Annotated in this window: 17 protein-coding genes (1 of these 17 cut by a window edge); 9 read left to right on the top strand and 8 right to left on the bottom strand. The window is 69.6% G+C overall.

Annotated elements, in window-relative coordinates; all coding sequences use genetic code 11:
• The 3 genes in view from ACK8CO_RS11610 to ACK8CO_RS11600 are tightly spaced (each overlapping or abutting the next) and all read left to right on the top strand, a layout consistent with a single transcriptional unit that may run on beyond the window.
• Positions 1-255, top strand: partial view of a hypothetical protein gene (locus ACK8CO_RS11610; protein ID WP_414896732.1) — the 3' portion only. Its footprint begins 183 nt before the window's first position; 255 of the gene's 438 nt are visible here — the last part of the coding sequence; its start codon lies off the left edge, out of view; its stop codon occupies positions 253-255.
• Positions 252-998: a hypothetical protein gene (locus ACK8CO_RS11605; protein WP_414896731.1), complete on the top strand. Its 747-nt coding sequence runs from the start codon at positions 252-254 to the stop codon at positions 996-998. Before ACK8CO_RS11610 ends, ACK8CO_RS11605 begins: the two co-directional genes overlap by 4 nt.
• Positions 979-2,373 carry a hypothetical protein gene (locus ACK8CO_RS11600; protein ID WP_414896730.1) on the top strand — a complete coding sequence of 465 codons (1,395 nt, stop codon included), beginning with the start codon at positions 979-981 and terminating at the stop codon, positions 2,371-2,373. The genes ACK8CO_RS11605 and ACK8CO_RS11600 overlap by 20 nt, the downstream gene beginning before the upstream one ends.
• 1,033 nt (positions 2,374-3,406) lie before the next feature.
• On the opposite strand, the gene ACK8CO_RS11595 is transcribed toward ACK8CO_RS11600, so the two are convergent.
• From ACK8CO_RS11595 to ACK8CO_RS11575, 5 genes are all read right to left on the bottom strand, one after another.
• Positions 3,407-3,823, bottom strand: a complete 417-nt coding sequence (locus tag ACK8CO_RS11595; RefSeq protein ID WP_080618274.1) for a DUF1284 domain-containing protein — start codon at positions 3,821-3,823, stop codon at positions 3,407-3,409.
• Positions 3,820-4,407 (bottom strand): biotin transporter BioY, encoded by a 588-nt coding sequence (locus ACK8CO_RS11590; RefSeq protein WP_414896729.1) that lies wholly within the window; start codon positions 4,405-4,407, stop codon positions 3,820-3,822. The genes ACK8CO_RS11595 and ACK8CO_RS11590 overlap by 4 nt, the downstream gene beginning before the upstream one ends.
• A gap of 145 nt (positions 4,408-4,552) precedes the next feature.
• Positions 4,553-5,209, bottom strand: a complete 657-nt coding sequence (locus tag ACK8CO_RS11585; RefSeq protein ID WP_414896728.1) for a GntR family transcriptional regulator — start codon at positions 5,207-5,209, stop codon at positions 4,553-4,555.
• Between the two features lie 84 nt (positions 5,210-5,293).
• Complete coding sequence (locus ACK8CO_RS11580; RefSeq protein WP_414896727.1) at positions 5,294-6,547, bottom strand: histidine kinase dimerization/phospho-acceptor domain-containing protein; 1,254 nt, start codon at positions 6,545-6,547, stop codon at positions 5,294-5,296.
• Positions 6,544-7,197, bottom strand: a complete 654-nt coding sequence (locus tag ACK8CO_RS11575) for a response regulator transcription factor (RefSeq protein ID WP_414896726.1) — start codon at positions 7,195-7,197, stop codon at positions 6,544-6,546. The genes ACK8CO_RS11580 and ACK8CO_RS11575 overlap by 4 nt, the downstream gene beginning before the upstream one ends.
• Positions 7,198-8,090: 893 nt before the next feature.
• Here ACK8CO_RS11575 and ACK8CO_RS11570 point away from each other — a divergent pair.
• Positions 8,091-8,675: a tyrosine-protein phosphatase gene (locus ACK8CO_RS11570; RefSeq protein ID WP_080618268.1), complete on the top strand. Its 585-nt coding sequence runs from the start codon at positions 8,091-8,093 to the stop codon at positions 8,673-8,675.
• A gap of 546 nt (positions 8,676-9,221) precedes the next feature.
• On the opposite strand, the gene ACK8CO_RS11565 is transcribed toward ACK8CO_RS11570, so the two are convergent.
• Complete coding sequence (locus ACK8CO_RS11565; protein ID WP_414896725.1) at positions 9,222-10,388, bottom strand: spermidine synthase; 1,167 nt, start codon at positions 10,386-10,388, stop codon at positions 9,222-9,224.
• 283 nt (positions 10,389-10,671) lie between these two features.
• Here ACK8CO_RS11565 and ACK8CO_RS11560 point away from each other — a divergent pair, with 283 nt between their 5' ends.
• Positions 10,672-11,988, top strand: a complete 1,317-nt coding sequence (locus ACK8CO_RS11560; protein WP_369822854.1) for a hypothetical protein — start codon at positions 10,672-10,674, stop codon at positions 11,986-11,988.
• A gap of 3 nt (positions 11,989-11,991) precedes the next feature.
• Positions 11,992-12,735, top strand: a complete 744-nt coding sequence (locus ACK8CO_RS11555; RefSeq protein WP_414896724.1) for a hypothetical protein — start codon at positions 11,992-11,994, stop codon at positions 12,733-12,735.
• A 441-nt stretch (positions 12,736-13,176) separates the two neighbouring features.
• On the opposite strand, the gene ACK8CO_RS11550 is transcribed toward ACK8CO_RS11555, so the two are convergent.
• Positions 13,177-13,527, bottom strand: a complete 351-nt coding sequence (locus ACK8CO_RS11550; protein WP_080618265.1) for an ArsR/SmtB family transcription factor — start codon at positions 13,525-13,527, stop codon at positions 13,177-13,179.
• Positions 13,528-13,649: 122 nt separating this feature from the next.
• Here ACK8CO_RS11550 and arsB point away from each other — a divergent pair, with 122 nt between their 5' ends.
• On the top strand, positions 13,650-14,684 hold the full coding sequence (arsB, locus tag ACK8CO_RS11545; RefSeq protein WP_414896723.1) for an ACR3 family arsenite efflux transporter: 1,035 nt from the start codon (positions 13,650-13,652) through the stop codon (positions 14,682-14,684).
• Between the two features lie 60 nt (positions 14,685-14,744).
• A protein-coding gene (locus tag ACK8CO_RS11540; protein WP_414896722.1) for an IS5 family transposase occupies positions 14,745-15,532 on the top strand; the annotation gives its coding sequence in 2 pieces (ribosomal slippage) (positions 14,745-15,084 and positions 15,084-15,532; 789 coding nt in all).
• A 318-nt stretch (positions 15,533-15,850) separates the two neighbouring features.
• Here the strand turns inward: ACK8CO_RS11540 and ACK8CO_RS11535 are convergent.
• Positions 15,851-16,207, bottom strand: coding sequence for a hypothetical protein (locus tag ACK8CO_RS11535; RefSeq protein WP_080618263.1), 357 nt, complete (start codon positions 16,205-16,207; stop codon positions 15,851-15,853).
• A 180-nt stretch (positions 16,208-16,387) separates the two neighbouring features.
• Between ACK8CO_RS11535 and ACK8CO_RS11530 the strand changes: the two genes are divergently transcribed.
• Positions 16,388-17,134: a hypothetical protein gene (locus tag ACK8CO_RS11530; protein WP_414896721.1), complete on the top strand. Its 747-nt coding sequence runs from the start codon at positions 16,388-16,390 to the stop codon at positions 17,132-17,134.
• Positions 17,135-17,624: the final 490 nt, after the last annotated feature.

Below are 17,624 nucleotides of genomic sequence, written 5' to 3'. Positions count from 1 at the left end.
ACCCCCGAGCTGATCACGCCACCCCGCCGGCTCGTCTTCTTCCACCTGCCCAAGATGTCCGAGCTGGGCCTGAGATGGGCGCAGTTCGCGGCGCGGGACCCGTTCGAACCGGGAACGCCCGCGGATCAGGCGGATTTCAGGGTCTATCTGGACATCCTGCAGGCGGCCGTGGCCTCCTGCCAGGCCCGCCGCACCGACGCGCTGGCGCAGTCGGTGGAGGCCTTCCGGGTCCAGCTCGGGCGACTGCCGAGATGAGCCCCGAAAGGCTGTTCGGTGCGTTGGCGTTCCGCCGTCCGTGGCGCAGCTACCCGGCACGCATTCTCGCCGATCTCGAGGCCCATCTGGGCGATCGCAAGCTGCATGTCGTGGCCGCGCCGGGGGCGGGCAAGACGGTCCTCGGCCTAGAGATCATCCGCAGGCTCGGGCTGCGCTGCAGATGGTGGCACACCCTGACCGGGCTGTCCGGACGCCATGACGGCGTGACGCTGTCGCTGACGGCCACCCCTCCCTACGATGCCGTCGCACGGGAATGGCGGAGCTACGACGCGCTCTGCGGCCCCATCGATGCCGAGATCCCGGCCCCCGTGCTGGTGCAATCGCGAGATCTCTGCCCGCATCGGGATCTGGTCTTCGCCGCCGTGACCCGCCATGCGGCGGCCTATGTCCGGAACCGCGAGGACGAGGCCGGCAGCCTCGAGCTGCTGCGGAACGATCCCGCGCTGCTCGCCATGATCGAGGCCCTGCCCTGGATCGCCGATTGCAGGACCCATGCGGCAGAGATCCTCGACGAGCCGGACCTGTTCAGCGCCATGCCGGTCTATCTGCACGATGCCGGGCGCCCGCTGCTTCCCTATGCCCGGCGGCTGCTGCAGATCCGCGAGGGAAGATATCCCGCCGCAATCCTGGGACTGGCTCCGGATCCTCTGCGACGGGCTGAAGACGCGCCTTCCCGCCCCGACCCTGCAGAGCCTCACCCGCATGGGGGCGCTCCGCAATGACCGTATCCTGCTGCCGCCTCGGAAATTCGCCGACCGGATCGGGATCCTGCGCGATGACGACACCCGGATCGAGGGCTGCCTCGAAGTCCACGCCCTAGAACGCGCGGCCCGCGGCCCGGATCTGCACATGGCGATCTTCGTGGACCGGATCGGCCGCCCGTCGCTGGCCGCAGAAACCCCGGCCACGGGGTTCAACGCCATCCACCTGTTTCGCAGGCTGACTGCCGGTGGCGGTGGCCGCGATGCCGCGATCATGACGGGACAGGTCGTGGTTCTGCTCCGGGCGCTGGCCGGGGGGGGGGGGGGGCTTGCCGCGCAGCCGCTCTCCGACCGGCCGGACCATGTCCTGATCGAGGGGCGGGATTTCGATGCCGCCATCGCGCGGACCAATGCGGCCTTCCATGCAGGAGATGTCAGGGGCATCATCGGGACGCAGGCCTTTCCGGGACAGGGATGGGACGCGTCCGGATTGAACGCTCTCGTGCTCGGCACCAATCTGGCCAGCTTCGTCGCGATCAACCAGCTGCGCGGGCGGGCCTTGCGCATCGGCCGCCGCAACCCTTCGAAATGCTCGAATATCTGGCATATAGCCGTCGTTCCGGACGCGCATGTCTCGGGGAAGGATCTGGAGGCCCTCGCGAGGCGCTTTGCCTGTTTCACCCGGATCGACCGCGAGGCCCTCGAGATCCGGTCCTGGTTCGCGCCCGAAGCCACCAGCACCGTCCAGAACGAGAAGGCGCGGCGGCTGGCGGCCACCCAGGGGGATCTCGCGCGGGACTGGGACAGAGCGCTTGAAACCGGCGCAGAGATCGGCGGCCGCCTGATGCAGGAAACCGGCATCGCGCAGAGACAGAGCCAGCTGGTCCTGCCCCACAGCAGAGGTCTCGCCAGCCTGTGGCGCCGCCTGTCCGGTCGGCCGGTCCCCGAGCCCGAGATCCGCAGAACACTCGGCCGGATGGGCCATCTGGTGCTGGAAAGCCTGCGCCAGCTTGGCGATATCGGCCCCGACCGGGACATCGCGCCCTATGTCCTCGAAGGCCCCGAGGGACACCCCATCGGCCTCGACCGGGCGAGCCACTACGAGGAGACCCTGTTCCACGAGACCCTCCGGCGGGTTCTCCATTCCGTGACCAATCCGCGATACCTGCTCGTTGTCCCCGCGGGCTTCCTGCGCGGCCGCTCCCAGCTCTTCGCCGTGCCGCCCCGGTTCGACGACAACAAGCGGCGGGCCGGGATCTTCTGGAAGAACTGGCAGGCCATGCTGGGCCGGGGCCAGCTCGTCTATACCCGCACCGTGGCCGGACGCGGCCTCCTGCAATCCGCAAGATTGCGGACTTTACGGAACCGGACCACGCATAACCTGCAATGGAAGTGACGGCTTTGCCTTCGGGCCGGCTCCGTTCCGCCATGCGCAACAAGGCCCGGACCCTCCGGGGAGACGGATCCAGCCTGCCAGCCCCCGGGGCTCCGAACCGCACCAGATCTCCGGGACCGGCCTGCCTTGCCCGCCCCGCTTCGGAATGAAGGCCCGGCGCGCGCATGTCCGTCGAGGCCTTCATACGGTTCCGCTTCTCTTCCGGCCAGGAACCCCCCGCCGAAAACGCCAAGATCAAATGGCCCTGTTTTCAACGGGCGGGCCTGCGTCTTGTGCGGATCACAACGACTTCGTCGCGATCAGGACCGCACGGCCCCTCAGGTCCCTCAGACAGCCCCGCGCGTCGGCACAGGGAATAACGCGCATCGAGTGCCCGGACCATTTCACATGTCGGCCGATACGGTCGCGGGCCTCCGGAATCTGTTCTCATGTTTCAGAGCCCGGACGCTGCTTGCCCCCCACAGGCCGGGACATCGATGCAGATCGCCTCCATTCCCGCCGCCTTGCCTGAGGTGGCATCACGCGGGACCGCCCTGCCCTCGGGCTCTGGCGGGAGCGGGAGCGTTTCCCGTTGAAAAGCGATTTGCACGCGCCTCCCGAAGCCAGGCCCCCGCACCTTTGAGACAGGCGTAGCGGAGGGCCTGCATCGCCCCGCAAGGCATACGGCGGGAGCCCGCGGGCCGGGCAAGGGGAAAGCGGGGCGGATCGGGGCGCCGCCGGTGGCGGGGATATCGATCGGGCGCGACACCCGACCCGTTCGGATGACGGTGCGGCGATGGCCGGGGCCGCGCGCAAGACAGCCAGAATGCGTCTCCCGGATTCCCTCGAAACCGGGCCTGACCTTCAGCTCCGCGAACACGGGCGGCGGCCGCGAAGACCGGTCGCCCTCGTCACCTGAAATGCGGTTCCGACCTTGCCCGGGATGCGGCTTCTGCCCTCGGCGCGACAGAGGTCAGCGACCATGCGCGCGCGTTCCGTTGGGCAACGTTTTACGACGGACGGGCCCAGCACCCCGGCGGGATTGGGGCGGCGCTCAAAGCGAGGCTTCCGCATAGCCAGAGGCCGCGACCCTGCTGCAAAGCTCATGCCACTCGCATCCGCCGCAGGCCGACCGGATCTTGCCGGCGGCGAAGGCCTGTCGAAGCCGACGCACCAAGCCCGCATCGAATCGCAGGCGCGTGCCGGGCCGGATGGTCCGCCCCAGAAGGCGCCCGACAGCGGACGCTGCCGCACGGTCGCGCGCCGTGACGCTGCAGCGGTGGCAATGCGGTTCGGGGCCGTCAAGCAGAGGGGCGCAGAGATCGTCTGGCCCGTCGACGATCTCGGCCTCTTCCCCGGCCCGCAGCCGACCCACGCTGGCTGTCATGTTGGCGGTGAAGGCCGGGCTGTACCCCCTGCCGACAAAGGTCAGGAGGCACAGGAGATGGTGCGGACGCAGGCGCAGCGTCATTCGGCGGCGCGGCGGGTCCGGCCGCACAGCAGCCTCAGCACCATCGCGCCAAGCGCCGATTTCAGCACCGCGCCGAGAAGGAAGGGCAGCACCCCGGCGGTGAAGGCCGCCTCGGCGCCGATCAGCAGCGCAAGCCAAGCCGCACCCAGCAGAAGGCAGGCGGCATTGCAGGCCAGCATGCCGAGGAAGGCCAGACCCATGCGCCGCCCGGTCCAGCCGCGCTCGGCCAGCCAGCCCACGATCATGCCCGCAACCGGGAAGGCGAAGAGATAGCCGCCGGTCGGCCCGAAGAAATGCGGCAGCCCGGCCGCGCCGCCCGCCAGCACCGGCAGGCCCATCGCGCCCTCGGCAAGCCAGGCCGCGATGGTGATGCCGCCCATCCGCCAGCCGTAAAGCGCGCCGACCAGCCCGACAGCCAGCGTCTGCAGCGTGACCGGAACCGGGATCATCGGCACCTCGGCCTGCGAGGCGAGGGCAAGGAAAAGCGTGCCGACAAGCACCGCGCCGATCTTCCAGAGCAACGGGCGGTTCTGAAGATCGAGCGGCGAGAAAGCGGTTTCGGCGGGGGTCACAAGCGCGGTCATGGAGGCATCCCTCAAGATTATAGATAAAGATTCCATATTATATCCGGGATTGACCGCAACCCGCGCGCGCGCGCAAGGCCCAAGCCGCGGCGCGCCCCCCTGCGGAAGGGCGCGACCGGACGAAACCGGGGGCCCGTCAGGTCTTTCAGGTCTGTCGGGCCGGGCCGGCCGCGGGGCGGCGCCCAGGGGCCGGGCCGACCCAGGTCACATGCCGTTCCAGCAGGGCTGCCGCCTGCTCGACATTGCCCGCGCGCAGCGCAACCAGAATGGCGCGGTGGTCGCGATCGGTCGGGGCGTCCCATTCCGCACGCCAGCCCGACATCAGGAAACGCGTGCTGGCGCTGTGAAGATCCTCGATGCTGCGCAAGAGCCGCGGCATGCCGCAGGGGGCCAGGATCGAGCGGTGGAACCTGCGGTTCGCCGCGTCCCAGTTCTGCATGTCGCGGGCGCGGTCCCCGGCACGGGTGGCCGCTTCTGCCTCGTCGAGGATGGCCGGGGTCAGATGCGGCGCCGCGTTGCGAAGCGCCAGCACCTCGAGCGCACCGCGCATCTGCGCGACTTCGCGGACCTCTTCCAGCCCGAAGGCCGCGACCCGGACGCCCCGGCGCGGCAGGCTTTCGACCAGCCCCTGCGCCTCGAGCTGGCGGAAGGCTTCGCGCACCGGCACATGGCTCGAGCCGAACTCGGTGGCGATATGGTCCTGCCTCAGCCGGGCGCCGGGCGGGATCTCGCCCGAGACGATGCGGCTGGCAAGCTGGCGGCCGATCCGGGCGGCAAGCGATTCTGAGGGCATCTGCGGCATGGCTCATGGATAATTCAGCCCGCGCCGCAGGTCGAGAGCGCCACGCGGCCAGTGTTGCCGGGGCAGCGGCGGCCCGTGGAGGGCTCAGCCGGGTGCCGGATCCGGGCCGGTGGCGAGGGTGGGAACGAGGGCCGCGAGATCGAGCCGTATCGTCATCCGCCCGGGCCCGGCCTCATGCGACAGGCCGATGCCGTGCTGGTCGGCCAGGGCGCGCACGATCGAGAGGCCAAGCCCGGTGCCGTCCGAGCCGGGGCGCCGTGCGAACCGGTCGGCAAGCAGCTCGGCCGGGCCATCGGTCGGGTTCGCGATCACCAGCACCGGGCCGGGACGCAGGACGATCTCGACCGGTCCGGTGCCGTGGTCCCGGGCATTGTCGATGAGATTGGCCAGCAGGATCGCCAGGCTGTCGGGCGCCAGCGCCAGGTCGAGCCGGTCGTGGTCGCCATCGTCGAAGCGGATCGTCGCGCCCGGCCGGTCGCGGATCAGCAGATCGAGGATCGCGATCAGGTCGGCGCGATCGCTGTCCAGTCCTGTCGGGGCCTCGGCCCGGGCCAGTTGCAGCAGCCGTTCGACGATGCGCCCCAGCCGCTCGATCGCCCGCAAGAGCCGGGTTGCGGCTTCGGGCCCGGCCTTGGCTTCGGCGATCAGCTGGGCCTGGGCGGCGGCGCTGGCAATGGGGCTGCGCAGCTCATGCGCGGCATCGGCGGCAAAGCGGCGCTCGGCCGCCAGCAGCGCCTCGATCCGGCCGAGATAGCCGTTCAGCGCGCGGGGGATCGGCGCCAGCTCGGCCGGAAGATCCGCGGCCGGGACCGGAGAGAGATCGCCGGCATCGCGCCGGGCCATCTGGGCCGCGAAATCGCGCGCGGGCCTCAGCGCCGCGCGGGTGCCCTGCCGCACCGCCAGCAGCGCCGAGACCAGAACGGCCGCCATCAGAAGCAGGAAGGCCCGCGCGCTTTCCATCAGTTCCTCGCGGCGCCAGCCGGTCGACTGGCCAAGCTCGACCGCGACCCGGCCATCGGCGCTGTCGCGGCGCATCACATGCCAGGCGGAGGTTTCGAGATGTGCCCCCGGGCCGATCCCGGGCCAGGGGGCGGGCGGTGGCGGCATGTCTGCGCGCAGCACCCGCAGGCGCAGCCCGGCAGAGAGCGGCGGCACCGGCCGGTCGGCCTCGACCAGCGCCAGGATCAGCTCGGTCTGGGTCCGGAGGCCGCGATCGAGAAGCTCGTTCATCTCATGCGCGATGACCCCGAGCCCGACCGCGAGGCTCAGCAACCAGCCGGCGCCGACCACGGCCAGTACCCGCCGCATCAGGCGCCCGCTCAGCGACCGGCCGCTCACGGGATCTGGTATCCGATGCCGCGCCGGGTCTCGATCAGCCCGCGCCCGAGCTTGCCGCGCAGCCGCGAGACATAGACCTCGACCGCATTGCCCGAGATCCCGGCATCGAAATCATACAATCGGTCTTCCAGCACCTGCCGCGACAGCACCCGGCCCCGCGCCGCCAGAAGCGCGTCGAGCACCGCCCATTCGCGCGCGGTCAGGCGGATCTCGGCACCGTCACGCCAGACCCGGGCGCGGGCGCGGTCGATCCGGAGCGGCCCGAACGCAAGCTCGACCCCCGGCGCGCCCTCGCCGCGCCGGGCATTGGCCCGAAGCCGCGCCGCCAGCTCGCCCAGATCGACGGGCTTGACCACGTAATCGTCGGCGCCGCAGTCGAGCCCGGCGATGCGGTCGCCGATCCGGTCGCGCGCGCTCAGGATGACGACCGGCGTGCGCAGCCCGTCGCGCCGCCGCACCCGCAGCAAATCGAGACCCGAACCGTCGGGCAACCCGAGATCAAGCACGATGCCGTCATATTGCGCCAGATCGAGCAGAAGCCCGGCTTCGGCACAGTCGGCGGCCAGATCGACGGCATGTCCGTCCCGGCTCAGATAGGTCCGGATCGCCTCGGCCAGATCGGCGCCATCCTCGATGACAAGCACTCTCATGCTGCGAACTAACCGTTTTCCCCCGGTTTCGGGAAGGGGGCGTTTTTTTTTGCGGCGACTGTAAGCCGGGCGCAAGGCTGGAAGAACATCCCGGGGCCATCGCAGCAGATGGAGGTCTTTCCCATGCATCCCGCCCTTCCGCGTCCAGCCCTCGCGCTGCCGAACCCGCCGCTGCTGGCCTCGTCGCTGCCGGCGAGCGCGCGCTGTTCCGTGCCCAGAACCGGCTGGCGCCCGACCGAAGAGCTGAAGGCCCGGCGTGTCGCCCGCAGCTGGCAAAGGCGCAAGGTCAAGGCCGAGATTGGCTGCCACGGGACCTGTGCCCATGATGTCGGGACAAGCGGGCCGAGGTCTTCCCCGGTCCGGAGACCTTCGAGGAGCGGGGCTCGGATGGCCGACCGGCCGGGCGATGACAGGGTTGCAATCCGGGAGCGTTTCTTCCGGGCCCGCGCCGAGGTCCGGCGGTTCGAGCGCAAGGCCGCGGCCCATCTCCCCGGCGGGCGTCGGACTGTGGGTATCGTCCGGATTGTCGGGGGCGTCATCGGACCCCGTCCTGCCCGCTTTGCCGGTTTCATCCCTGGCCCGCGCGCGGGTCTGGGCGATCCCGGCCGGCTGGCCGTAGGCCATGCGCCGCGGTATCCGGGCCACGCTCCGGCGGGCGGCGCGACGCTCCCGGCGTGTTCCGGCCCGACCGCGCCTGCGCGTCCCGGCGGCTGGCGGCCGACCGCCGAGGCGTTCCGGGGGGTCGAGCCGATGGCCGGGCGGCCTGAAATCCCCCTCCCCGGGGCGGTTGCGCTGGTTGTCGCCGGAGGGATCGTCGAAAGCCCGCGCCAGCGCGAGGCCCTCGGCCGGGCGATGCCGAGCGGCCACAGGCGCCGCCCGTCGGGGCCGCGCGGATGAGCCGCCTTTCGGGGACGGGCCGGGCGTTTCGGGTGGCTTTGCTCGGGGCCGGGCTGGCGCTCAGCGCCGCTGCCGGATGGGCCGGGTATCTGCAGGCGGGTGGCAATTTCCACGAGGTTCGCCCGCAGGAGCTGTTCCGTTCGGCGCAGCTCGATCCGCAGGCGCTTGGCCGGGTGATCCGGACGCATGGCATCCGGAGCGTGCTGAACCTGCGCGGTGCCCGCGAGGATCGCGGCTGGTATCGCGACGAACTGGCCGCGACGCGGCAGGCCGGAGCGGTTCATGCCGATTTCGGGCTCTCGGCCGGGCGCCCCGTCTCGGTGACGGAAGCCGGGGCGCTGCTTGCGCTGATGAAAAGCCTGCCGAAGCCGATCCTGATCCATTGCCGTCAGGGCGCCGACCGCACCGGCCTTGCCGCGGCGCTTTATCTTGCCGGGCTCGCCCATGACAGCGAGGACAGTGCCGAATTCCAGCTTTCCTTCCGCTTCGGCCATGTCGGCATTCCCTATCTGTCGGCCGCCTATGCGATGGATGAAAGCTGGGAGGCGCTGGAACCGACGCTGGGCTTCGGCCAGAGCTGAGCCTTTGCTAAGCCCGCGGTCGGCCTGCCGCAGCCCTGCTCCCGGTTTCCCGTGGCGAAGGGCAAGAGGCCGCCATGGGGGCCGGTCCGCGACAGGCAGATCCGCTTTGCCGCCCGGAACGGCGCCTCGTGCATATGTTGCGTGCGTGCCCGCGCGGCCGAGCGCCGACCGAGCACCGTCCGGTCAGGTTCCGGCAGCTGCACATGCAGCGCCTGCGGCGCGGCAGCCGTCCCAATACGATCCCCATGAGGTCCTCATGAATCTCGGCGGGGCCGCATGGCTCGCCGACGGCCCGCCCGGGCGCCTTCCCGGGAAGGTGCTGCGCGGGTGCGAGCGGACCTCGGCAGGCAGCACGGGATACCGTCGGAAGCGAACGTGAAGGCGCCGAAACAGTTGCCGGAGGAGCCCGCAGCGGCGAAGACGCAAAGACGTTACCGACTGGCCGGCGCTGTATCCCGCAGATCGACGCATGCCGGGCCTGCACCGGTCTGCCCCGCCCGTCGCGGATGCCGGAACGCACCCGCGCCCCGGGCCCGTGTCACGCCTTCAGCGGAACCATTCGTCCCAGCCGTCATTGCAATATCTGCCCAGGGCATGGGATTGCAGGGTGTTGGGCGCGGCATCGATGCGGGACATGTCGGCACCGAAGACCTGCGCGCCGCGCCATGTCTCGGGGGTCAGATAGCGCATCCGGTCGGCCTGCGGGAAACTCATCTCGCGCAGAGGCAGGGCCGAGGCCATGACGAAGCCCCATTCGCCGAAGCTCGGCACATAGCTGTGATAGGGGGTCACATGCCAATGGCCGTCCATGAGCTGCGGCAGCTCTGTGCCCTCGATCGTTTCGACCACCGACCAGAAGGCCTGGCGCGCGAAGAGCGGCGATCCGGGCTGGATGACAAGCACGCCGCCCGCGCTCAGCCTTTCGCTGAGAAGACGGTAGAACTGTCGCGTATAAAGCTTTGACAGAGCGATGTTCTTCGGGGCGGGCAGATCGACGATGATCACGTCGAAACTGTCCGGAGCGGTTTCGGCAAAGCGCCAGGCATCGGTGTTCAGGACCGTCAGGCGCGGGTCGTTGAGTGCGCCGTGGTTGAGCGCCGCCAGATCGGGACGGCCGCGGAAGATCTCTGTCACGCGCGGATCGAGATCGACCGGCGTCACCTGCCGGACCTCCGGGTATTTCAGCACCTCGCGGGCGGCCATGCCGCCGCCGAGGATCAGGACCGATGCGCGCCGCGGCGCCATGGCCATGGCCGGATGGACCGGCGGCGCGTGATAGCGGTCTTCGTCATAGCTGTCGAACTGGATGGAATGACCGAGAAGCAGCCGGGTGCGGTCCCTGAAACGGGTCGCTGTGATATGCTGGCAGGGGGTGTCTTCCGACAGGATCACCTCATCCGCGAACAGCTGCGCCTCGGTGAAGGCGAAAAGCCGTTCCGACTGCCAGAGCCCGACCAGCGCCAGCCCCGTGGCCAGCGTCCAGACGAGGAGGGTGGCCCGCGGCGCGCGGCCCCTGAACACCCGGAGCGACAGCCCCGCCACGCCGAGATTGAGCACCCCGAAGACGAGGCTTGCCGACATCAGCCCCAGCTGCGGCACCACCAGCAGCGGAAAGGCCAGCGAGGCCACCAGAGCCCCAAGGTAATCGGCGCCGAGAACGTTCTCGAAGCGGAACCGGGCCGCGCCGATCTCTTCGAGCACTCGCGCGGTCATCCTCGCAGACCAGCGTAGTCTGGCAGAAATCACGGCTGATAAGCCCGATCGCGCGTAGATCGCCGTCAATCTGCGCGCCGCATTTCAGACAGTTCAACGCGGACAACTCTGGGCAGGGTCATTTGCCCGCGGCATGCTAAACGGCGATGTCTCCGAGACGACACCCGATCCGTGGAAACGTCGCGACCCCGGCCCTGGCGTGGCCCTGGCGCCCGGGAAGGGCCCGTGTCCCCGCGCCAACATGCGCTATCATTATGACGCCGCCCGCTGAAAGGAGAGCATTTTGACAGCTTCGCCCGATACCGATCCCGACACCGATCCGGGCCGCCAGGCGCTGCCCCGCGACCCGGCCCAGCATGCCCGCGAGCTGACCGGACATCTTGCCTGGCTCGACAGCTTCACCGGGGTTGCGCTCGGGGTGCTGGCGGCGGCCTCTGGGATCTACACCTATATCGGCGTGCGCTCGCTGCTCGATGACAGCGGCGCCTGGACGACCTTTGCAGCACTCGCCTATTCGCTGGCGGTCTCGGTCGCGATCTTCGTGTTCTGGACCTACATGATGCGGCTGCTGCCGGCGATGCGGACCGCCGCGTCACGGACCGGGCTGCTGCTGTCGATGGCCCTGGGCAGCGTCGCGATCATCGCCATGTCCTCCTGGCTGAATGCGGCGGCGCTTGCGGGGGCGGCTGCGGTGGAACAGCACCTGGCCCAGACCGTGCAGGACTATCAGGCCGCGCTGGAGCGGACCCATGCCAACACCATCGCGGGCCAGAGCCTGTCGCGGGATGTCGCGCGGGTGCGGGCCAGTTTCGAAAGCCTGTCCGATCAGGAAGAGGTCGGCAATCTTTCAGGCCTTGCCGGGCGTGGCGCGGTGTTTCGCATCCTGACCCAGAAGGCGGCGGAACTGGCCGCACTCGAGGAGCAGATCGCCGACCAGGGCCGTGCCGTCGAGGAGGCCTTCGCCGAGGGCAATGCCATTCTCAGCCGGATGCGGGCACTGACCGTCCAGGCGGGCGCGGTCGAGAACCGGTCAGTGATGTTCTCGGAAGAAGCGGTGCGGCTTTCGGGGATCGTGGCGCGCCTGCGCCAGCTCAATGCGGCCCCCCTCGTGGTGCGGGCGGCGGGCGATCTGCGCGACTCGGTCGTGCTGCCCGAGCTCGATGCGGGCTCGGCCCTCGGACGCCGGTCGCAGGAGGCGACCATCGCCTCGGTGCTGCAGGCGCTTCGCGACCGGGCCGATACCCTGAAGGCCGCCGCCACCGAGGTCGCCACCCGGCCCGAACCGGCCGAGGTCGAATACACCCCCCTCTCGGCCGCCGATGCGGTCATCCGCTACGCGGGGAATTTCGTGCCCTCCTGGGCAGGCGCCATCGCCATCGACCTGTTGCCCGGCGTGCTGGTCTTCATCCTCATGGTGACGCAGCAGGCGATCCGGTCGAGCCGCGGCGTCAGCCCCCTGCAGGACACGATGACGGTGGCCGAACTGCGCGCCGCGCTCGAGGCCGCCCGCGCGCTCGGCCTCGAGGAGCGCGCGGCCCCGGCGACCGGCGCCAGCCCCCCTGCCCGGCCGAAAGCCGTGCCGTTCGGCGGGGCGGATTAGGCGATGGACGAGATCCGGCCCCCTTCCGCGCGCAGCCTGCGCCGGGCCATCCTCGCCGTCCTCGCGGTGCAGGCGGGCATCGCGGCAGTTCTTGTCGCGATGGATCTGCTGGCGGCCCTTCCGCGGCCGGGCGGCGCGCCGGGGGCGGGGCCTGCGGACCGGTCGGTGCGCCCCTATATCCCCGACCGCCATCCCGCCGGTCCCGACACGCCGCGCGGGCGTCCGATGGCAGAGCGGCTGACCTTCGAGGGAACCGGCGACCGGCTGCAGGTCTCGGGCCGGATCGCGCCGGGCGATGCCGATCGCCTGCTCGGGGAACTGTCCCGGCGCGCCCGGAACGGCGACGCGATCCGCCTGCTGGAACTCGACAGCACCGGCGGCTCGGTGCGGGACGCGCTGGCCATCGGCCGCACGCTGCGCGAGCGCGGGATCGACACCGCGGTCGGCGATGGCGCCATCTGCTTCTCGGCCTGTCCCTACATGTTTGCCGGCGGGGTCGAACGGAGCGTGGCCCCGGATGGCCGCCTTGGCGTTCACCAGCACTATTTCGGCGAGAACACCTTCCTGCCCGCCTTCATGGCCGTCAAGGACATCCAGCGCGGGCAGGCCGAGGTCATGGCCCATCTGCGGGAAATGGGGATCGATCCCGCCCTCCTGGAACCTGCGATGCGCACCCCTCCCGGCGAGATCTACCTGCTCGACCGGCAAGAGCTGATCGCGTTCCGGCTGGTCACATCGGAGGACTAGCCGCAGGTCGCTGTCCAATGCAGCCAGCCGGCCACCTGCGTGCCCCCCACGCTCCGGGCAGGGTCCGGGCAAGGGTGTCCGGATCACCTCTTCGAGCAGAACTCGGATTGTGCTGCAAAGGCAGGGACAACCCGGTCCCCAACACCGGTCCCCATAACTGGCCCGCAAAACTGGCCCCATGACGAAGCCGCGATCGCGGCAAGTCGCGCCGCTAAGAGGCACCGCCCCACAAGGTGCAGCCTTTTTCATGGGGAAGGTCCGCGGCCACCCCGTCGGACCGCAGGCGCGCCCCTCCCGAAACAATGCCTGCCTCTAATCCAGCCCTATCCGTCCCCCCGCAGAGGCAGCCCGGCCCACTCGGCCCGACGGGCGCGAAGGTCGAGTGCTTCCGGTTTCGCGACCGACCGGCCATCCTCTGCGCAGCTTCCGGGCGGGGCCCGGTCAGTCCGGAACGGGTGTTGCCTTCGGAGCCAGGATGTCTGCCGGAGCCCCGGCACAGGCCGCGCTGTCTCCACCGCAGCAATCCTGAAGCAGGAAATGCACCAGCCCGTTCACCGCCTCGAAACAGGGCGCATAAAGGATCTCGCGGTGGCGCCGCTCGGTCGTCACCAGCCCTGCCCGCTTCAGCGTGGCGAGATGCCCCGACAGGGTGGAGGGCCTGAGCTCCAGCAGGCGGCCGATCTCCATCGCCGGCGTGCCGCCCGGCCCGCGCTGCACGAGCAGACGGAAGATCGCCAGCCGCGCGTCATGGGCAAGGGCGCCGAAGGCGTCGATGGCGTGGCTCTGTTCCATATTTCGCCATTACGCGAAATGAGACGTCTTGACAAGGCCACGGCAAGGCGTCAGCAATGATCTCAATTCGTTATTACCCGAAATAACGGATTTATATCGTGAACCGTTCCCCGGAGACAGACATGGCCGATACCGCAGCCCCGATGGGCCCCTTCGAACGATTGCTGACGCTTTGGGTGGCGCTGGCCATGGTGGCGGGGATCGCCATCGGAGCGGTGGCACCGGGGCTGGTGGGCGCCATCACCGCGGCCGAGATCGCGTCGATCAACCTCGTGGTGGCGGTGCTGATCTGGGCCATGGTCTATCCGATGATGGTCAGCGTCGATTTCCGGGCCGTCGCCGGTGTCGCGCGCCAGCCGAAGGGGCTTCTGATCACGCTGGCGGTGAACTGGCTGATCAAGCCCTTCACGATGGCTCTGCTGGCGGTGCTGTTCTTCGAGCACATCTTCGCGCCCTGGATCGCGCCCGCGGACGCGGCCCAGTATGTCGCGGGCCTGATTCTGCTGGGCGCGGCGCCCTGCACCGCCATGGTCTTCGTCTGGAGCCAGCTGACCCGGGGCGATGCCACCTATACGCTGGTGCAGGTCTCGGTGAACGACCTGATCATGGTCGTGGCCTTCGCCCCCATCGTGGCGCTGCTGCTGGGTGTCACGCAGATCGTGGTGCCCTGGGACACGCTGGTCCTGGCGACCGTGCTCTATGTCGTCCTGCCGCTGATCGCGGGGCTCCTCACGCGGCGGCTGCTGGGATCGGCCGAGGCCATCGGGGCCTTCACCGCCCGGATCAAGCCGTTGTCGATGGCCGGGCTGATCGCCACCGTCGCGATCCTGTTCGGGCTGCAGGGCGGCACCATCCTCGCCCGGCCGGGCGTCATCCTGCTGATCGCGGTGCCGATCCTGATCCAGAGCTATGCCATCTTCGCCCTCGCCTATGGCGCGGCCTTCGCCCTGCGCGTGCCGCACCGGATCGCCGCGCCCTGCGCCATGATCGGCACCTCGAACTTCTTCGAACTGGCGGTGGCCGTGGCGATCAGCCTGTTCGGCCTGAATTCGGGCGCGGCGCTGGCAACCGTGGTCGGCGTGCTGGTCGAGGTGCCGGTGATGCTGTCGCTGGTCGCTTTCGCCAACCGCACCCGCACCCGCTTCGCCGGGCACTAGGCGGTGTTGACAAAAGGGGTCCGACTCGCGCGGCAAGTGTGATCCAAGCTGGTATCGGCGATGGAGACCAGCTTGGCCCGCGCCCTTATGTCGGACGGAGAATGGGCGTTCTTTCAGCGGTTCATCCTGACTGTCAGCGCGCCGAACGGACGCAAACCGACCAACCACCGCCTTGTTCCGGATGGAATTTTCCGAATCGTCTGCCCCGGCGCGCCATGGCGCGACCTGCCCGAAGCGTTTGGAGAATGGTCGAGCCTCTGCCGGCACATCCGGCGCTGGACAGTGGCGGGGCCTTGGGAGCAGATCATGCACGCCCTGAACGAAAGCGGCGCGGTGCTCCATGCGCTTCAGATGATCGACGGCACCGAGGGTGGCGCCCATCATCAGGCAGCGGGCGCTGAAGGGGGTCTCCGAGACAGGGTCTTGGCCGCTCACCCAGTGGCTTCGCGACCAGGATCCACCTCCTCGTCAATGCCGCCGGGCTGCCCATGAGAACCGAGATCCCCGCCGGGCAAGGCTCCGATTACCCAGGCTTCGATCCGGTCATCGCCGAGACCCTGCCCGCCCCAAGCGTCTTGCTGGCTGACCGCGGCCAAGATGCTGACATCATTCGGAAAAGCAATAGAAGGCGCGCTGTGCTTCCGGTGATCCCGATGCGGCGATCACGCAGGATGCGCGTCGGGATCGACCGCTCCCCCGACCGGCGACGCAACCCGGTTGAACGCTGCTTCAACAAATCGAAGAACGCCCGTCGGGCCGCCACCCGTTGCGACAGGACCGCAGAGCGCTTCGTGGCTTTCGTCGATATCACATCAATCCGCCCATGGCTGCGCCATTTGGCAACATGACCTGGGATTCCCCTCCCCCGGACCAAGACCCCGCCCTTTACCGAAGCCGTCATGCCTGTTTCGCGACCTCCCGGCGACGAGGCGGAACGGGCCGCTGGCAGCGGCACTCCATGCCGACCCGGCCGGATCTGCACCGGCGCGGCCGGGACAGCCCGCTGGCGCCGCGAGATGGCAGAGCCGAGGACCTTTCCCGGTCTCGTCTCCCGGTCCCGTCGCCGCCCTTCCGGGCAGCGGGGACGTCATTGGCCCACCTGCCCCTGCCCATCGGGCAGGCACGATCAGGCGGACGGGGGGCGCAGCTCACGCCCCACCCTGCCATCAGCAGTCGCTGCTGCGCGCGGGGTCGAGGCGGTATTCGCCGGTGGTGCCCCATTCACGGGTGAAATCATCGGCCGGCTTCAGGGCCGCGCCCTCATCCACCACGTCGAAGGTGAAGACGCCGTTCGAGTTCAGCACCAGCCGGGTCGTGCCATCCACCTCCTGCAGGTCGATATCGCGCCGCACGAAGCCTTCGACCAGCAGGCTGGACTGCGAGCAGACATGCAGCTCCTTCATCAGCCCGTCCTCCTGCGAATTGACGAAGACCCCGGTCTGCACCCCATCGGCCAGCGCCGGCAGCGCCAGGGCGGCAAGAGCGGCGGCAAGACCTGCAGCAGTCATCATCGTTTTCTTCATGTTTTCCTCGTCACGTCAGGGATATAGCCAAAAATCCGCGACCTTCTGACAGGCCGCCCGCGCGAGGACAAGGCCCGTTCGCGACCTTGCGCCACATCGGCGAATTCGCACCGTCCGGGGGGCAAGCCCCGCGCCGCACCGGCGATTGCGAGGCGGCAGGACAGATGTCATGGTGCCGCCATGCTGCGCCCGATCGGCCATCTTGCCGTCATGACGGCCCTGACCCTGCTCACCCAGATCGGCGGGCTGGCCTGGCTGATCTCGATCCCGTTTCGACGACGGCTGCTCGCATTCACCCTTGCCTATGCCACCCTGACCGCGGCCTCCGTCGCGCTCGCACCCCGGTTTGGCCGCGTCGCCCTGAACTGTTTCGCTGACGGGCCCGTCGAAGTCCAAAGCTGGATCTACTGCGCACTCAATCGCAACTATGTCCGCCCCGAGCTCCGCGACCTGCTCGTCGAGACCGCCGCAGAGCTGGAGCGCCGCCTCCCCGGTACCAGGACGCTTGTCCTGGACGCGAATTTCCCCTTCCTGAACGGCTTTCCCCTGCCGCCCCACCTGTCTCATGACGATGGCAAGAAGGCCGATATCGCGCTGTTTTACCGGGACGAGACAGGCTACCTGCCGGGCGCGACCCGTTCGCCGACAGGCTATTTCGCCTTCGAAGAGGGCCCGAGCGACTGCCCGGAGACCTGGCCCTCGCTCAGATGGGATCTCGGGCCTCTGCAACCCCTGTGGCGCGACCATGACCTGGACCGGGCGCGCACCGCCGCGTTCCTGAGGCTCCTGTCGGAAGACCACCGGGTCGGCGCGATCTTCATCGAGCCGCACCTCCTCCGCGATCTGGGCGTGTCGCATCCGGTCATCCGCTTCCAGGGCTGCCGGGCGGCGCGGCATGACGACCATATCCACCTCCAGCTCCGGTAGTCGTCAGGTACGTCTCAAGACGGCAGCCCCCACACCACACCGTTCGAGCTCCGTCACGTCGCGCCGGCGCCCCCTGCCCCGGGGACCGGGGACCGGGGGCATGTCAGCCGCCTGCGCTATCCGGACCACGCCCGCGGTGCCGGCCGTTCTCGATCCGGTCGAGGGCGCGGCGGGCGGGTCCCGAGGATCGCCCCGGAAACGCTCCGGCGCCGCGGCCTCCGCTCCGCACGCGATCGGTCGCAGCGGCAGTACCGTACCGGGGCCGGTGTTCCCGGAGATCGCCGGGCGCGGGCCGGATGATCGCTCCGGAACCGGGCCGAGCCCTGCCCGAGCGGATGCCGAAGCTGCCGCCGCATCCCCCGCGGGGCGGGGCGACGACAGGGCGGCGGCATGTGGGAGGGCGGCCATTGGGCGCGTCGGGGCGGGGCCGGAGCTTTACGGGACGACCGGCCGGTCAAGGCGGCGGCGCCGCGTCCGTGCGGGCCCGCAG

Source organism: Rhodovulum sp. HP10 (assembly GCF_047553435.1).
Taxonomy (GTDB): domain Bacteria; phylum Pseudomonadota; class Alphaproteobacteria; order Rhodobacterales; family Rhodobacteraceae; genus Rhodovulum.
The sequence above is the reverse complement of the archived record's forward strand: the minus strand, read 5'-3'. Positions and strand labels throughout refer to the sequence as shown.

What these genes read in the sequence shown, in the direction of transcription:
- ACK8CO_RS11555 (WP_414896724.1), top strand. Translation starts at nt 11,992, where the DNA reads ATGGACGAGATCCGGCCCCCTTCCGCGCGCAGCCTGCGCCGGGCCATC.
- ACK8CO_RS11535 (WP_080618263.1), bottom strand. Translation starts at nt 16,207, where the DNA reads ATGAAGAAAACGATGATGACTGCTGCAGGTCTTGCCGCCGCTCTTGCC.
- ACK8CO_RS11600 (WP_414896730.1), top strand. Translation starts at nt 979, where the DNA reads ATGGGGGCGCTCCGCAATGACCGTATCCTGCTGCCGCCTCGGAAATTC.
- ACK8CO_RS11595 (WP_080618274.1), bottom strand. Translation starts at nt 3,823, where the DNA reads ATGACGCTGCGCCTGCGTCCGCACCATCTCCTGTGCCTCCTGACCTTT.
- ACK8CO_RS11530 (WP_414896721.1), top strand. Translation starts at nt 16,388, where the DNA reads ATGCTGCGCCCGATCGGCCATCTTGCCGTCATGACGGCCCTGACCCTG.
- arsB (WP_414896723.1), top strand. Translation starts at nt 13,650, where the DNA reads ATGGCCGATACCGCAGCCCCGATGGGCCCCTTCGAACGATTGCTGACG.
- ACK8CO_RS11605 (WP_414896731.1), top strand. Translation starts at nt 252, where the DNA reads ATGAGCCCCGAAAGGCTGTTCGGTGCGTTGGCGTTCCGCCGTCCGTGG.
- ACK8CO_RS11550 (WP_080618265.1), bottom strand. Translation starts at nt 13,527, where the DNA reads ATGGAACAGAGCCACGCCATCGACGCCTTCGGCGCCCTTGCCCATGAC.
- ACK8CO_RS11590 (WP_414896729.1), bottom strand. Translation starts at nt 4,407, where the DNA reads ATGACCGCGCTTGTGACCCCCGCCGAAACCGCTTTCTCGCCGCTCGAT.
- ACK8CO_RS11575 (WP_414896726.1), bottom strand. Translation starts at nt 7,197, where the DNA reads ATGAGAGTGCTTGTCATCGAGGATGGCGCCGATCTGGCCGAGGCGATC.
- ACK8CO_RS11585 (WP_414896728.1), bottom strand. Translation starts at nt 5,209, where the DNA reads ATGCCGCAGATGCCCTCAGAATCGCTTGCCGCCCGGATCGGCCGCCAG.
- ACK8CO_RS11570 (WP_080618268.1), top strand. Translation starts at nt 8,091, where the DNA reads ATGAGCCGCCTTTCGGGGACGGGCCGGGCGTTTCGGGTGGCTTTGCTC.
- ACK8CO_RS11565 (WP_414896725.1), bottom strand. Translation starts at nt 10,388, where the DNA reads ATGACCGCGCGAGTGCTCGAAGAGATCGGCGCGGCCCGGTTCCGCTTC.